This window comes from Paenibacillus sp. UMB4589-SE434 (genome assembly GCF_030226685.1).
Classification (GTDB): Bacteria; Bacillota; Bacilli; order Paenibacillales; family Paenibacillaceae; genus Paenibacillus_B.
Map to the genome: position 1 here is coordinate 2029305 of NZ_JASOYK010000001.1, position 15900 is coordinate 2045204.

Genomic DNA, 15900 nt, shown 5'->3' on the forward strand with positions numbered 1-15900 from the left:
ATTGGAGGATTTACCGCATGAGTAGTAAACCGAACGCTTTATTTATTCAACATGTCGACACATTCAACTATCATTTTTACGCGGATCACCCATTTGATCAGGCGCGTTTGCATATGACGCAGGATCTACTTGCACGAATAGGCGCACTGCAACCCGAACAGATGATGTCGCCAGCTTCTGCCCGATTGGAAGCGCTTCAGCTTATACATAGGTCTGACTACGTGAATGCAGTCCGCCAACTAAGTGAACCGTTGCCTGACCCAGACTGGATTCTTAAAGCAGCTTCCTACGGGTTAGACACAGACGACACGCCTTACTTTCCTGGCATGCATCAAGCAGCATCTGCTATTGTAGGAGGCTCTGTCGCCGCCTGTGATGCCGTTATGTCAGGCCGTACGCAACATGCGATCCATCTAGGAGGTGGTCTTCACCACGCCTTCCCTGGTAAAGGCGCGGGCTTCTGCGTCTATAATGATGCCTCTGTCGCTATCGCCTTGCTTAGAGAACAGTACGATGCACGAGTCCTGTACATCGATACTGATGTACACCATGGAGATGGCGTTCAATGGTCCTACTACACCGATCCTAACGTTATGACCTATTCTATTCATGAGACAGGCAAGTTTCTGTTTCCTGGCACAGGATTTGTTTATGAGCGCGGATCAGGTGAAGGTTTTGGCTCATGTGTGAATGTCCCATTGGAACCTTATACAGAAGATGAATCGTGGCTTGAATGCTTTCAGGACACGATAGAACAAGTCACCCACTCGTTTAAGCCAGATATTATTATCAGCCAGCATGGATGTGACGCGCATGCACTGGACCCGCTTTCTCACATGCACTGCAGCATGCGGATTTATAAGGAGATGCCACGTATCATTCATAAGCTCGCTCATACCTATTGTGAAGGGCGCTGGGTGGCACTTGGAGGCGGCGGTTACGAAATATGGAGAGTCGTGCCGCGTGCTTGGAGCCTATTATGGCTAGAGATGACTGATCATCCGCTTATTCAACAATTAACCGAAGCACCACTAAAGTCCATCCCAACCGACTGGATTGAGCATTGGCAGCACCGTTCCCCAGTAGACTTGCCCCACACATGGCTCGATAATGTAAACTTGTGGGAACCTATGCCACGTCGTCGAATCATTCAAGAACATAATGCCAAAGTAAAAAACATTGCTTTGGAGTATGTACGTTAGGATACACTAGCTCTTCATTATAGCAGACTGATATGTCTAACCTGATATAATTTCCCAAGTATTGTCCAGCTTATACAGCAATAAAAATGGTTGAGCAATGTAAACACTGCTCAACCATTTTTATTTGGATATGACTACAGACATGTGATATAGCCGCAGTAAACTAGAGTGCTTGCAGTGTGCACTATATTGCAGCTTGCAACTCGAGCAATATGCTTTCGATGATCTGGAAAGAATGTTCTGAGGCTGTAACCGTAAACTCTGCAAAGTTGACGTGAGCCGAACCATCTGCTTTATCAGACATCGAGCGTATGATAACAAACGGCACATGATTTAACATACAAGCCTGTGCCACTGCAGCGCCTTCCATCTCTGTGCAAGCACCCTCAAAGGTCTCAAACAAGGCACGAACCTTTTCACGGCTCGCAATAAATTGATCACCTGACAATACGATTCCCTTCATATAACGTCCTGCAAATCGGTTCGCGCACGCACTCTCGGCAAGGCGAATTAATTGTGCATCTGCCGTGAACGTTGAACAAGCTTGATAAGGAATCTCACCTGGCTTAAACCCGAGCGCCGTCACATCCATATCATGCTGAATGCACGCGCTTGAGATGACAATATCCCCGATGTTTAAGTTCGGATTAACCGCACCCGCGACACCGGTAAATAAAATTTGAGTTACTTGATAGCGGTCAATTAATACTTGAGTTGTAATTGCTGCATTAACCTTGCCGACACCGGACTTGCAGATTACGACCTGATGGCCATGCAGCAATCCTTTATAATATCGGTTGCCCGCTTGTGTCTCTTCTTGCATGTCCGATACAGCAGTAAGCAGCAAAGCGATTTCCTCATCCATTGCACCTATAATTCCGATTGTCATCTTATTCCCTCCCACGCGTATCCATTCCTGTTACCTAGTACCACAGCCAGACGTGTCCGTACATGCAAAAAGCCCCGTTACTCGGGGCTTAGCACCGTCTCGCGCGCTTATTCGTTCACAGAGCTTACCGACAATCGAAGAATCGTCTCATGCGGCAGGATCACTTGAGAGTGCTCCACATTCTCTTTCTTCATAAGCTTAGTCAACAGACGCATAGCTACCGCTCCGATGTCATACATCGGCTGTGCAACCGTCGTCAATTGTGGGCGCACCATAGAAGCCATGCGAATGTTATCCACACTGATGACTGAAAAATCGTCAGGCACTTTAAGTCCTGCATCTTGAATACAGTGTATGGCACCGATAGCCATCTCATCGGTTGCTGAGAAGATTGCCGACGGCTTCTTCTTCAGACCAAGGAAATATTTCATCGCTTCAACACCCGATTCGTATCGATAGTTACCGATCCGTACCAGATCTTCCTTGTATTCAATACCAGCGCGTTCAAGAGCCTTCTTGTACCCTTGGAAACGAGCAAAGCCATTCGCTGGATCCTGCAGCGTGCCGCTGATCATCGCAATGTCACGGTGGCCGTGACGAATTAACGTGTTCACAGCATCGAATGCGGCCCCTTCATGATCAATGTCTACTGATGGGATAACGCCGTTCTCATCCGTCGTTGCACATAACACGATAGGTACAGAAGCTGTACGGAAAGCTTGTACATGATCTTCCGTGACCACTCCGCCCATAAATAGCAAGCCGTCCACTTGTTTCTCGAGCAACGTGTTAATAACACGAATTTCCTTCTCCTTCTTCTTGTCCGCATTGCACAAGATGATATTGTAATGATACATATTAGCTATATCTTCAATACCACGCGCAATCTCAGCAAAAATGGAATTGGAAATGTCAGGAATAACAACACCGACTGTCGTTGTCTTCTTGCTCGCAAGTCCGCGGGCAACCGCATTGGGGCGATAACCTAAACGCTCAATCGCTTCGTAAACTTTCTTACGCGTTTGAGGCTTTACGTTCGGGTTGTTATTTACAACCCTGGAGACAGTCGCCATCGAGACGCCTGCTTCTCTCGCTACATCATAAATAGTTACCGTCACGATCCTTCTCTCCAATTACCTAGTTATTTAATACGTACTCACATATTAAAGTCAATAATACGATATTTTCAGAAAATTCGCAATGACACGTCAACTCATATACATAAATTGTCGTCTTTTAGCTAAATTGAGAAAGTATTGGCTCCAACTTGTCATATCGAATCCCATAATGGGAATCGTGCCAGAGGACTTTACCATCTTGCAGCACTAATACTTGCGGAGATTCATGCTTGATCCCGAGCTCATCTGCTGCCAGCAGCGACACATCTCGATTCTCAACGACATAAATTAAGCCAAACTGAATAGGGCCTTGTGAAAAATCCTTAACTACAAGCGACATCTCTTCATCGGCATTCGTGCTAATTGGGCAGCGTGTGCTATGCTTGAACAACACCACCGGCTGTTCATGGGACTTGGAGATCAGTTCATGCAGCTTGGAATCCGTATCCACATTGTACATCAATACCCTCCTCCTCTAACGCTGATATATTACATTATTGCTAACTTAACTGATTTTAACCTGATAAGGAGTAGCACTAAATGTTGTTAGTTGTTTTAACCGGCGTTGAATGTCGATCATCCACTCAACATCGCCCCAAGTCTTGGCGAGTAAATAAATGTCAAGCAGATGATTCACCCGCTCTACTACCATATGGTTAAATAGATCAAGCAAATGATCCCCGCCCATATCCAGACATTCTTTAAATACACTGGCTACTTCATGTTCTTCATCAAAATAAATGCGCTTTCTTTTTGCAGATTCGTCATTTGTTAACAGCTTCATCAACCTAATCACATCCTGCTTTAACTCAGGGAACAACTCTGAGTGATCACAGCAAGTGCAGGTGTATACAGGAACGTGATGAATCTCAATGGTTCGTGCATGTACTACTGTACGTAATGTCATATCCATCTCTTGACCGCATGTGCAACGCTTGTTCATACTGGATCACCCCTAGATTACATATACATTCGTCTCTCGTATTTGCATTCGTGCATCTCAACCCCAACAACTACTCTGCTCGCGTATGGATTAACGTATATTTCGACTTTATTAACCGTTCTCCTGCTCCAATAAGCATGTATTTATTTACACATTTAGAAAATGAGAATTCAATTCATGTATAATAAACAATGATGTTACTCACAATTATAAGCCTTTGCCTACGCTTTTGTATGTTCATTTAAAGGCAATTGTGGTTAAATACGTGTAGCTATACCATTATTTGCACGTCATTTAACTATTTGACACCATAAACTATAAATCTAAAGGAGTCGATTACTCGATGCGTTTAGCTGGAAAAAAGATCATTGCACTGGTTGATGAAGAGTTCGAAGATTTGGAATTGTGGTACCCCGTCTACCGCGCCCGTGAAGAAGGCGCTGAGGTTCACTTGGTTGGTGCGGAGGCTGGGCATACTTACATGGGGAAATACGGTGTTCCCGCTACGTCGAATTATGCCTTTAAAACCGTAAATACAGCTGACTATGATGCCCTACTCGTTCCGGGTGGATGGGCGCCGGACAAGCTGCGCCGTTATGAAGATGTGCTGCGTATTACACGCGAAATGAATGCTGCCAACAAGCCAATTGGACAAATTTGTCATGCAGGCTGGGTGTTAATCTCCGCCAAAATATTGAGCGGCAGAACCGTAACGTCTACTCCAGGTATTCGTGATGATATGGAAAATGCAGGGGCTATATGGCTGGACAAGGATGTTGTGGTTGACGGAAATATTATTTCCTCACGTCGTCCACCAGACTTGCCTGCTTACGGCAAAGCGTTCTGCGATGCACTCGCAGGCATATGATAACAATAGTCTATGCCTAGGTTCATGCGCGAAGTGTGGTGCGGAGTCATCCTGCCACACTTCATGCATGTCAAAGCTATAACAGCCATAGTATATCGTGATAGCCCTCAGTCGTACTTGTGCTCCATTATATTTTCATCTAAATTCCTGAATTAGCTCCAAGAATCGTTTACTGACTACCGCCCCATTTGCATTTTCGATCAGAATTCAACTCCAGAATTCATTGACTTTTCCCCCGTCTGTTCTGGTGCCGAATTAGGAAATTGATCCAAATGAAGGACTTGTTCCAATTCTGCCTTGTTCCGACTAGAGAAAGCTTGCTTGGTCACTTCAACACATGTCAGATGTGCTGTCCGCCGAATAGCTGCCTTCACTCTTGGAATAGATCTTGAAGACATGCTCAGCTCGTCAACCCCTAGTGCAATCCAAAGAGGGACCGCACGCGGGTCGCCCGCCATCTCTCCACATACCCCAACCGTTATTCCACTTCGTTTCGCGGACTCTACCGTGTGGCGTATGAGTCGAAGCACAGCAGGATGATAGGGATCATACATATGTGCGATCTGCTCGTTCATACGATCCACAGCCAGCGTATACTGTACCAGATCGTTCGTTCCAATGCTGAAGAAGTCAACTTCCTCAGCAAGAAGATCCGCGATGGCCGCAGCCGCGGGCACCTCAATCATGATCCCAATAGGCAAATGTTCGTCAAATGCAGTTCCTTCTTGACGAAGCTCTTCCTTAGCAGCCTCCAGCAGCCTTTTAGCGGCCGCCACTTCTTCAAAGGAACTGATCATCGGAAACATTAATTTCACCTTGCCAAAGGCGCTTGCACGCAATACAGCACGAAGCTGTGTTTTGAACACGTCCGTTCGATCCAAGCAAATCCGGATCGCCCGGTATCCTAGAAATGGATTATCCTCTTCAGGCAGCTGTAAATAATCCATCGGTTTATCCCCACCGATGTCGAGCGTACGTATAATAACTGGTCGATCTTGAAAAGTTTGTGCTACTTCCTTATACACAGTGAACTGCTCCAGCTCATTAGGTGGATATGTACGATCCATATACATAAATTCCGTTCGGAACAAGCCAATACTTTCCGCTCCATTGTGCTCTGCAATATCAAGTTCTCTGGTGGAACTAATATTCGCTGCAAGATGTATCCTATGGTGATCGCTTGTCTCCGCAGGAAGGTCCTTCATTTTAGCCAGTTCATCCGCTTCCTTCAAAAACACATGACGGCGCTCTTCATACCATATCATCACTTCATCGGTTGGTTCTACGTACACGTAGCCATGCTCACCATCCACGATGACCATGTCGCCAGTCTGAATCGGCTTCTCCAACTTTCCATCCAGCCCCAAAACCAGCGGAATGCCCAGTGCGCGTGCCATAATCGCCGAATGAGAAGTCTTGCCTCCCATTAACATTACGATCCCGAGCACATTTTTTGGATTCAGATGGACAAGTTGTGAAGGAGATAATTCCTTAGCCACCAGAATGTAAGGCTGAGTATCTGTAGGCAGCGTTATTTCTGGTGCTCCTAATAAATGCTTAAGCAGTCGGTTGCCCACGTCCTTAATATCAAGCGCGCGTTCTTTCATATACTCATCGTCGAGCAAATCAAACATGGTGACAAAATGATCAATTGCTTCTTTTACTGCAACTTCTGCGGCTTTGTATTGTCGCTGAATAATACCCTGAATCTCATTCATAAACACAGGATCTTCTAATATAGCAAGATGGGCGTCAAAAATCGTTGATTCTTCACTACCCACCATATCGCGGATTTCATTTTTAATATATTCAATCTCATCTTTGGAAGAGCGAACACCCTCATATAAGCGCTCGAACTCTCTCGCCAAATCGGATGGGTCCATCTTCTCTTCCGGTACATCCCACTCCCATGTAGGGAGTACAAATGCTTTACCAAGCGCGATACCACTTGATGCTCCTATGCCTCTAACCTTCTGAGTCAACGCTTCTCACCCCCATTACTGTCTTCGCGCAGGACTACGGACAGCACAGATGTCTGTCCCTTCTTCACTTGGGCATAAGGTGCGAAGCTCCATGATGCAACCTTATCTGAATTGGTGATAACCATTGGTGTGGCCATTGATCGGCTCCTCTTCTTGATGTAGGCGATATCGAATTTGACAAGCAGTTGACCTGGCTTCACCTCTTCGCCTTCTTCAACAACAGCTTGGAAGCCCGCTCCATTCAACGTCGATGTTTCGATTCCGATATGAAGTAATACTTCCAAACCTTCCGGCGTCTCTATCCCAACTGCATGCATCGTTGGATACACGTGTCTAATGAACCCGGCAACCGGAGATACAAGTTCTCCTTTGTCTGGATAGAAGGCAACACCGTTACCGACCAGTTTCTTAGCAAATATCGTATCAGGCACTTCGTCAATTGGGATCATCCGACCCTGTACTGGTGCCACAAACCACACCTGCTTCATGTCGCGCTGTATACGTTTTAACATCTCATCCCGTAGAATCTCGGAATACGTACCAAAAACAACTTGCACATGTCCTCCGCCCAGACGGAGCACACCTGCTGATCCCAAGGAACGAAGCGTACGACGATCAATCAGTTTGTCATTATGTACGCGCAGACGCAAACGTGTAATACAGGCTTGAATGTCGACAAGATTATCTTTACCGCCAAGCGCCTGAATAATCAGAGGTACGCGGTGAATAAGGTCACCAGCCATATCATCCAGCAGCGAACCTTCTACTCGTCCAGGCGTAGGGATTTGAAATCGATGGATGGCAAATCGAAACAGCACATAATATACAATGGCAAACCCAATACCGATCGGGATTAACCAAATCGCATTGGTTGAAAGATGAAAGTTCACAATATAATCTAATGCCCCCGCTGAGAAAGAAAATCCGTGATGAATGCCTAATTCAGCTGTAAGCCACATAGCCGCTCCTGTCAGCAGCGCATGTACGACAAACAAGTATGGAGCAGCAAACAAAAATGCAAACTCTATAGGTTCGGTAATGCCCGTAAACATCGATAAAAATGCAGCGCTTAAAAAAGTCTTGTACACCTTCGGACGTAAATCCTCGCGTGATTCATGTATGATCGCCATCGCCACCGCAGGCAGCGCAAAAATCATAATCGGAAACAAGCCTGCCATGTACGTGCCAGCGGTAGGATCTCCCGCAAAAAACCGGGGCAGATCACCTGTAAAAGACATTCCGTTCGTATCGTTGTAAGAACCGACTTGAAACCAAACGATATTGTTTAACAAATGATGCAGACCAAAAGCGACCAGCACCCGATGAAGTACTCCATATAGAAATACGCCAAAGCTGCCCATTGCCAATATCTCATCACCTACAAACGTGACCCCTTGCTCCAGAAAGGGCATGATCGACACAAGCAGAAATGATAACCCTACCGAACATAATGACATCACGATCATCACAAAGCGAGGGCCGCCAAAAAACTGTAAATATTCAGGCAGCTGAAAATGATGAAAACGGTCGTGGGCCAAGCTTGCAAGCACACCAAACAGCACACCGATGAGTATGGTAGGTTGAACAACCGTAACACCCGCTGGCGTTGTGTATTGGAGCAATTGATGGAAAATAAACATACCCACTAAAGCTGCAAAACCTGCATTCCCCTCGTTGTTGGACAATCCAAGCGCAACGCCTACAGCAAACAAATAAGGCATCATGTACAGCATGGTCTTGCCCGCCCAATCCATCCAAATGGAAGCGTCAGCGAATCCTAAGCTGCTTAAGAGTTGGGCAATGGCAAGCAAGATAGCAACCGCCGGCAGAGCCATAAGCGGCTGCATTAAAGCACGAGAAAGCTGCTGCAACGATCCTAATTGATTCAAGAGCACCTCTCTCCTTCCAGCGCGTGTCAAAATATATTCTCTAATTTAGGTTATGTAAGTCAATATAAACGATGTCTCATCGTTAGGACGATAGTACTGTGGATAGTAAGAAAAGCTCCCCATTTCACATGTAATCCAAGTCCAAAGCCATGACTATTATACGCTACCTCCAACCCAAACAACAATAATTAATTAGCCAAGGTAGCCTTTTCTTTGACTAAAAGCCAGGAGGCTAACTTTAAATTTGTTACCTAGCCCCTCTGTGAGCATATCGATTAACATATTAGCCAACACAAACAAGAGCCGCAAGGAATGGCTCCTAGTCGGCTCTTGTTTGCTGGCTCTATATTTATTTGTGCGGTTTCCCTTCAGGAAGCAGTATCGCATCTACAACTTTAATGCAAGCATCCATTACAAAGTCCATTCCATGTTCCTTCGCATAAGCTGCAGCTTCTTCATTAACAATACCTTGCTGTAACCATACAGCGCCTGCTTTAACAGCCGCTGCTTCCTTGGTAACGTCGAGACAGAACTCACTGCGGCGAAACACATTGACGATATCTATCGCTTCTGGAACAGCCTCCAGCGTGGCATAACAAGTCTCGCCCAAAATCTGAGCCGCTTTCGGGTTAACCGGAATAATACGATACCCTTTGTTCTGCATCGCTGCTGCAACCATGTGCGAAGTACGTGTCGGATCTTCTGACAGCCCAACAACAGCAATCGTCTTGCTGGCTGACAGCAATTGTTTAAGTGCATCTTGCGAAGGATGTTCATATGCCATCGCGAATTCCTCCATTCTCATATATGCTTTAGTTCATGTTTAAGGCTATGCGTTTATCCTTTATCAGAAGCTTAAATATATCTACCCGTCGATCCATTCCACTTGCGCACCTAACGCCAGAAGATGATCAAAATATTGCGGGTATGACTTAGCAACGTGATGTGCATCCTTGATGCGGATAGGCTGCTTAGCACGCAATCCAACGACGGTCAGCGCCATGATAACGCGGTGATCATAATGCGCGTTTATCTCTACTCCGCCTTCCACACCTTCTGGGCGTCCATGGACAATGATCTCTGCCTGACGCTCTTCCACATTTGCGCCTGCCTTACGAAGTTCGTTTACATAGTCAGTAATACGATCGCATTCCTTGTATCTGAGATTTTCTACGTTGTAGAACCGCGAAGTTCCATCTGCAAATACCGCTGCTGCAACCATAGCCAACACAGCATCTGTTGCGGCATCCCCGTCAAAGTCAATCGCGGTCAACTTGCCAGCACTTTGTACACGTACGACACTGTCTTCATGAGTCAAGGGTACATTCATCATTCGCAGCACATCCACAATGGCACGTTCCCCCTGCTTACTGTCCACAGTCAAACCGCGCAGCGTCACATCGGAATGTGTTACGGCAGCAGCGGCTAGCACAGCTGCTGAACCTGGATAGTCACCTTGCACGTGATAAGTTCGGGCTGTGTAATGCTGCCCTCCCGGAATACGGTAGTGCATCAGATCTTCACTCGCTTCAATCGTAATACCTGCCTCACGGATAACTTCCAGTGTCTGACAAACCACTACTTTTGACTTCAGATCATCCGTCACCTCGACAACACTGTCTTCTTTCAGCAGCGGCAGCAAAAACAACAAGGAGCTCAAATACTGTGAGCTAATGTTACCGGATACTTTGATATGTCCGCCTTGTAACTGCCCACCACGGATCGTAATCGGCAATCTGCCTTCACGATGCTCGATATCAGCTCCTAGCTGTTGGAGCGCAACAATTAGATCGTCGTGCGGTCGCTTGCCGAGTGATTCGGGGTATGTATTTACAAAATGTACTTCCGGCAGCAAAGAAGCAATTCCCATCAAGAAGCGCAGCACAGCCCCCGCATTCCCAACGTTCAGTTCCTTTGATGCAGGCTGTAGACGTGGTATGTTTCCGAAACCCGTTAATACGATCTTTGTATCATCTTCTTCGAGTATAGCGCCGAGATCCTGCAAGCAGCGGCGCATGGCATCACTGTCTTCACTGTGCGCCGGATAATAGATCGTACTTGTTCCTTCCGCTAATGCAGCAACGAGCAAATAACGTGTTGTGTAGTTTTTGGAAGATAACGCTTGAATATCACCCTTTAATTGAGCTGTCGGCTTGACCAGCATGTCCATTACAACCACTCCTTTTTATCGATTTATTATTCTGTACTAAATATCGAATTACACATTTACCTTACTTTCACCCAACAAGGGGCAGTAGATGTGAATTGACAAAAGATAACACGCTTATTATGATCATTTTGACAACTTGTGATATACATCATATCTTATATGCAAGATATATGATCACTAGATTTAAGGGAGGCCATATGAATACTATACCGCAGATTAACGTCTCAGAGTTAAAGTTACGCCTTGAACGAGGTGAAGCGTTAAACCTCATAGATGTGCGCGAGCATGAGGAAGTAGCCCAAGGCATCATTCCTGGTGCCAAGCATATTCCCATGAATGAGATTCCTGATCGGATCCAAGAGGTTGAACGTACCTCTGAGATCATTTTTATATGCCGAAGCGGTTATCGCAGCGAACGCGTCTGTGAATACTTACAACATCTCGGCATTGAAGGGGCTGTAAACATGGAGGGCGGTATGCTGGCTTGGGCTGACATCGAGGGTCCAATCCAGTTCTAGTCCTCCTGCTCACCGAAGTGAATGCTTAGCATAGGCACTCATGATCGCTGCTATGATTGGTTCTACTGCTAAGTAATCCGTTTCAACTGTGCAATGAGCAAAGTCGTATCGACCTAGGCGGGCCTCCATCAACGCATGTACACGTTCTGTGACGTCTCCTTGTAATAACGGCCGATTCGTATCACCTTGAACACGTGCGACGATGGTATCCAGTTGGGCTGTTAACGCAACAACAAAACCGTTATGCAGCATCGTTTTACAATTATTATCATCCAGAACGGCCCCCCCGCCTGTAGCAATGACAAGCCGTGTCTTATGCTGAAGCAAGTCAGTTAAGATACGGTTCTCTTGCAGTCGAAAGTACGCTTCTCCATCTTGTGCAAACAACTCAGGGATTGTTCTGCCTTGCCGTCTCACAATCTCTGCATCCAGATCAATAAACTCATAACCTAGATGCTGCGCCAACTGCTGGCCGACTGTCGATTTTCCCGTCCCCATAAATCCTATCAATACAATACTTGTCTCGTGGTCATTCATCACCATCATCGTTCTCTCCTACCGATAAACTGCCCATATGATACCATAGCTGACTTCTATTCGACAATCAGGATGTATAAAATGAAAGGGATGAACGTAAAGATGGTAGTACATGCCATTATATAGGAGTGAATGATGATGTCTTCGCCGCCCCCAACTGATCGCTACAAGACACAACGAACAATTGCTGCCCGCATGGAACGAATAATGGATAAGCAGCACCCTTTGTGCAAAGAAGATATTGTCTGGGTGCTGAATATGGTCAAGAGCAAGCTGTCTTGTAATGACGAAGCATTATCAGCTCTTGATGCAGACCGGATCAAACGAAATTTCTGTTACTTCGCTGAAGTATCAGTTATGCTGCTGCAGCATAACAAGTTTGATCAGGAAAGTGATCGGCTCCGCTTTTATCTGGCAGAGGCAGCCTATGGTCTGTGGTCACCTGCAATGCAAGATGATTAGAAGCGGAATCCATTCTATTGTCACAATAGTTACGCTTATGACAAACGCCGAGCTTATATCAGCTCGGCGTTTTTTGTATGTGAAATGCTGTTCGTTCAATTAATTGGACAACCAATTGTAATGGAACGTACCTTCTTTGTCTATACGTTTAAATGTATGTGCACCAAAATAATCACGTTGTGCCTGCAGCAAGTTTGCTGGCAGACGTTCTGTGCGGTAGCTGTCAAAGTATGCGAGTGCTGAAGAGAATCCAGGAACCGGAACGCCGCTTGTTACTGCAACGCTGATTACTTCACGCCAAGCATCTTGATAAGCTTCCACGATTTCTTTGAAGTAAGGATCCAGCAGCAAGTTCTTCAGATCCGCATCACGATCGTATGCTTCCTTAATGTTATTCAAGAACTGGGAACGGATAATGCATCCGCCACGGAAAATCTTAGCAATATCACCAAGTGGCAAGTTCCAGTTGTATTCATCAGAAGCAACACGCATTTGCGAGAATCCTTGTGCATAAGATACGATCTTACTTGCAAATAACGCTTTGCGAACTTTTTCGATAAACTCAGCTTTGGCACCAGCAAATGCTGTTGTTTGAGGACCTGACAACACTTTGCTTGCAGCAACGCGCTCATCTTTTAACGCAGACAAGAAGCGTGAGAATACGGACTCCGTAATCATGGACAACGGAATACCCAGATCCAATGCATTTTGACTTGTCCATTTGCCCGTGCCTTTTTGACCAGCCGAATCCAGAATCACTTCAACCATCGGTTTGCCTGTCTCTTCGTCATACTTGGAGAAGATGTCAGCCGTAATCTCGATCAAATAGCTGTCAAGCTCGCCTTTGTTCCAATCTGTAAAGATCTCGTGAAGTTCTTTGGCATCTACACCCAACACGTTGGACAATAGATGATACGCTTCACAAATAAGCTGCATGTCGCCATACTCAATGCCGTTATGCACCATCTTCACGTAGTGTCCTGCGCCGTCAGCGCCGATGTAAGTACAGCAAGGTTCGCCATTCACTTTAGCGGAAATCGCCGTCAAGATTGGCTCTACAAGCTGATATGCACTCTCTTGACCGCCAGGCATAATGGCCGGACCTGTCAATGCTCCCTCTTCGCCACCGGATACGCCAGTTCCGATGAAACGGAAACCTTTGTCTTCCAGGTACTTGCTGCGGCGTTGTGTATCAGGGAAGTAGGCGTTGCCGCCGTCAATAATGATATCACCTTGATCCAAATGTGGTATCAATTGATCAATTGTAGCATCAGTAGCTTGTCCTGCCTGAACCATAATTAAGATCCTGCGAGGAGTTTCCAACGATTGAACGAACTCTTCAATCGTATATGTAGGCGTTAAGTTCTTGTCAGGCGCCTCACTAATGAGTACGTCTGTCTTCTCGCGGGAACGGTTGTACACCGATACCGAATAGCCTCTGCTCTCAATATTGAGGGCCAAGTTCTTACCCATGACCGCAAGTCCAATCACGCCAATTTGTGTTTTAGCCATATGGATTTTCCACCCTTTATCTAATAGTGTATGGTTTGCATTATTGCTATTGTACCCTTTTTGCATAGAGAAGTGAACCCCTGCTTCAGGTCCAATGTGCCATTTCTCACATACCGATATCTCCTATTCGAGAAATACGACCTGTCTTTTTCTCCTGTCCACCGTATACACAGAAAAACACCCTGCAGCCTTGCTTGAGCGCCAATGTGCCCCGCAAATGTGAGGGTGAGCAGCTTATTACCATTCAAGTTGAATCATTTCCGAGCGCAGAGCACTTAATTTCTCTTTACAGTGCACCACCGTATCGTTATCCTCATGTGACATCGCCTTGTACAGATCCGCCAACTCCTGATCGATCTCATTACGAAGCGTATCTATACGCTCCTCTGCTCTTGTAGATTGGAAAGCACGAATCATCTCTTCTGTTGTTATCACTGGACGCTTTTGATATAGAACCTTTTGCTCTAATCCACAGATTTCAACCAAACGGATCCGTTCCCCGAACATGATGTTTTCTACAAATATATGTCTATCCTTGAACCTCTTCACTACCGCATGCCCACGTGATTCTCCTATCATCTTCTCCATAAACTCGGCCAGGCGCTCATCACGAATAGTGTAGTCCCCCACAATCTTATAACGGTGATGAACCCGTTGAAAGCGCAGCTTGATCAGCTTCCGGCCGGTTCGTATGGAAACGATAAACAACGATTCGTTCTCGCTCCAATACAACGAGTATCCTTCTTGTATGAGATCACGAATGAGGTTCTGGATTTGCCGGCGGTCAAAACGTAACTCCAGGTTGCAATATTCAACTTCATCGCTACGATTCACGGCAACTCCCCCTTACCTAATCTTCGTCTGCATACTTCATCATATGATCGTGCAACTTGGATTATTGACTCCAATTTCATCTTAATCTCTGCCTAATGTGATGAAATAGCATGGCTGCAGCATTCGTTGTGGTATAATATTCGAATATCGGTGTGTAAATGTGCGTGAAATATGCTCGCTCACCCGCTTGAATCATGGACGAGGAGAGGATCAACGATGACTTTATCAGCAACTTTTACCGGATTTAACGCTTCGGATTTTGATACCTTCCAAATTGAAGGTCTTGAAGCCCGGATGGAGGCGATCCGTGATCGTATACAGCCTAAATTTCGCTTCATTGGTGAACATCTGACAGGAGAAGCGGCGCTGCTAGCCGGACAGGAAATGTATCTGCACATCGCTAAGCATGCTCGGCGCACCGTAAATCCACCCAAAGACACTTGGCTTGCGGTTGGCCCTAACAAGCGTGGTTACAAGTCGCTCCCCCATTTTCAGGTCGGATTATTTGATGATCATGTGTTTATTTGGCTCGCTTTTATTTATGAAGCAACAAATAAACAACAGATTGCGCAATCCTTTCTTCAACAACTAGACAATGTCAAGAAGCTTGTACCTGATCATTATGTGCTATCGATGGATCATATGAATAAACATGCAAATCGGGTCGGAGATCTATCTGCAGAAGAGTTCATACAGACGCTGAATCGCTTCCGTGATGTGAAGTCGGCAGAATGGCTAATTGGTCGACATATCGATGCAGCTGATCCAATTCTCGCTGACGGACAAGCTTTCATGAAGCTTGTGGACGACACCGTTCGCACGCTAATGCCGCTATACAAGCTTGCAGGTGAATCGATATAATCCAGTAGTGCAGCCTAATCAGCACCTCTCATATACTGTTTGCAATCACCAGAGAACGCGCAGTGCACCATAAGAGGTGTTGAAGCTTATAGGAGCGATGACGTACCGACAGCAA

At 45.9% G+C, this 15900-nt stretch carries 16 protein-coding genes; 5 read left to right on the forward strand and 11 right to left on the reverse strand.

The genetic code is table 11. The annotated features are described in order from the left end of the window. Positions 1 to 17: 17 nt before the first annotated feature. Positions 18 to 1202, forward strand: coding sequence for an acetoin utilization protein AcuC (locus QP775_RS08405; protein ID WP_239328382.1), 1185 nt, complete (start codon positions 18 to 20; stop codon positions 1200 to 1202). Between the two features lie 184 nt (positions 1203 to 1386). Here the strand turns inward: QP775_RS08405 and QP775_RS08410 are convergent, their stop codons facing one another. The 4 genes from QP775_RS08410 to QP775_RS08425 form a co-directional block, all read right to left on the reverse strand. Beyond that, positions 1387 to 2091, reverse strand: a complete 705-nt coding sequence (locus QP775_RS08410) for a 5'-methylthioadenosine/adenosylhomocysteine nucleosidase (protein ID WP_239328383.1) — start codon at positions 2089 to 2091, stop codon at positions 1387 to 1389. 107 nt (positions 2092 to 2198) lie between these two features. Next, positions 2199 to 3209, reverse strand: a complete 1011-nt coding sequence (gene ccpA, locus QP775_RS08415) for a catabolite control protein A (RefSeq protein ID WP_239328384.1) — start codon at positions 3207 to 3209, stop codon at positions 2199 to 2201. A gap of 118 nt (positions 3210 to 3327) precedes the next feature. Beyond that, a complete protein-coding gene (gene ytxJ, locus QP775_RS08420; RefSeq protein ID WP_285105147.1) occupies positions 3328 to 3669 on the reverse strand; it encodes a bacillithiol system redox-active protein YtxJ in 342 nt (113 codons plus the stop codon). A gap of 45 nt (positions 3670 to 3714) precedes the next feature. Further along, positions 3715 to 4152 (reverse strand): hypothetical protein, encoded by a 438-nt coding sequence (locus QP775_RS08425; protein WP_239328386.1) that lies wholly within the window; start codon positions 4150 to 4152, stop codon positions 3715 to 3717. A 343-nt stretch (positions 4153 to 4495) separates the two neighbouring features. Here QP775_RS08425 and QP775_RS08430 point away from each other — a divergent pair, with 343 nt between their 5' ends. Beyond that, positions 4496 to 5020 carry a type 1 glutamine amidotransferase domain-containing protein gene (locus tag QP775_RS08430; RefSeq protein WP_239328387.1) on the forward strand — a complete coding sequence of 175 codons (525 nt, stop codon included), beginning with the start codon at positions 4496 to 4498 and terminating at the stop codon, positions 5018 to 5020. A 200-nt stretch (positions 5021 to 5220) separates the two neighbouring features. On the opposite strand, the gene ptsP is transcribed toward QP775_RS08430, so the two are convergent. The 4 genes from ptsP to aroA form a co-directional block, all read right to left on the reverse strand. Beyond that, positions 5221 to 7002, reverse strand: coding sequence for a phosphoenolpyruvate--protein phosphotransferase (gene ptsP, locus QP775_RS08435; RefSeq protein WP_285105150.1), 1782 nt, complete (start codon positions 7000 to 7002; stop codon positions 5221 to 5223). Next, on the reverse strand, positions 6999 to 8891 hold the full coding sequence (locus QP775_RS08440) for a glucose PTS transporter subunit IIA (protein WP_285105152.1): 1893 nt from the start codon (positions 8889 to 8891) through the stop codon (positions 6999 to 7001). The genes ptsP and QP775_RS08440 overlap by 4 nt, the downstream gene beginning before the upstream one ends. A 349-nt stretch (positions 8892 to 9240) precedes the next feature. Further along, positions 9241 to 9675, reverse strand: coding sequence for a CoA-binding protein (locus QP775_RS08445; protein WP_239328390.1), 435 nt, complete (start codon positions 9673 to 9675; stop codon positions 9241 to 9243). An 81-nt stretch (positions 9676 to 9756) separates the two neighbouring features. Further along, positions 9757 to 11061 (reverse strand): 3-phosphoshikimate 1-carboxyvinyltransferase, encoded by a 1305-nt coding sequence (aroA, locus tag QP775_RS08450; protein WP_285105154.1) that lies wholly within the window; start codon positions 11059 to 11061, stop codon positions 9757 to 9759. A gap of 197 nt (positions 11062 to 11258) precedes the next feature. On the opposite strand from aroA, the gene QP775_RS08455 reads away from it, so the two are divergent. Then, a complete protein-coding gene (locus tag QP775_RS08455) occupies positions 11259 to 11579 on the forward strand; it encodes a rhodanese-like domain-containing protein (protein ID WP_239328392.1) in 321 nt (106 codons plus the stop codon). Between the two features lie 9 nt (positions 11580 to 11588). On the opposite strand, the gene QP775_RS08460 is transcribed toward QP775_RS08455, so the two are convergent. Then, positions 11589 to 12125, reverse strand: coding sequence for a shikimate kinase (locus tag QP775_RS08460; RefSeq protein WP_285105157.1), 537 nt, complete (start codon positions 12123 to 12125; stop codon positions 11589 to 11591). A 129-nt stretch (positions 12126 to 12254) separates the two neighbouring features. Between QP775_RS08460 and QP775_RS08465 the strand changes: the two genes are divergently transcribed. Further along, positions 12255 to 12578 carry a methyltransferase gene (locus QP775_RS08465; RefSeq protein ID WP_239328394.1) on the forward strand — a complete coding sequence of 108 codons (324 nt, stop codon included), beginning with the start codon at positions 12255 to 12257 and terminating at the stop codon, positions 12576 to 12578. 99 nt (positions 12579 to 12677) lie between these two features. Here the strand turns inward: QP775_RS08465 and gndA are convergent, their stop codons facing one another. Continuing rightward, entirely contained in the window at positions 12678 to 14090 is a 1413-nt protein-coding gene (gene gndA, locus QP775_RS08470; RefSeq protein ID WP_239328395.1) for an NADP-dependent phosphogluconate dehydrogenase, read from the reverse strand. A gap of 237 nt (positions 14091 to 14327) precedes the next feature. Then, on the reverse strand, positions 14328 to 14924 hold the full coding sequence (locus tag QP775_RS08475; protein ID WP_239328396.1) for a hypothetical protein: 597 nt from the start codon (positions 14922 to 14924) through the stop codon (positions 14328 to 14330). Positions 14925 to 15140: 216 nt separating this feature from the next. Between QP775_RS08475 and QP775_RS08480 the strand changes: the two genes are divergently transcribed. Further along, positions 15141 to 15785, forward strand: a complete 645-nt coding sequence (locus QP775_RS08480) for a DUF1054 domain-containing protein (protein WP_239328397.1) — start codon at positions 15141 to 15143, stop codon at positions 15783 to 15785. The last annotated feature ends 115 nt before the right edge of the window (positions 15786 to 15900 follow it).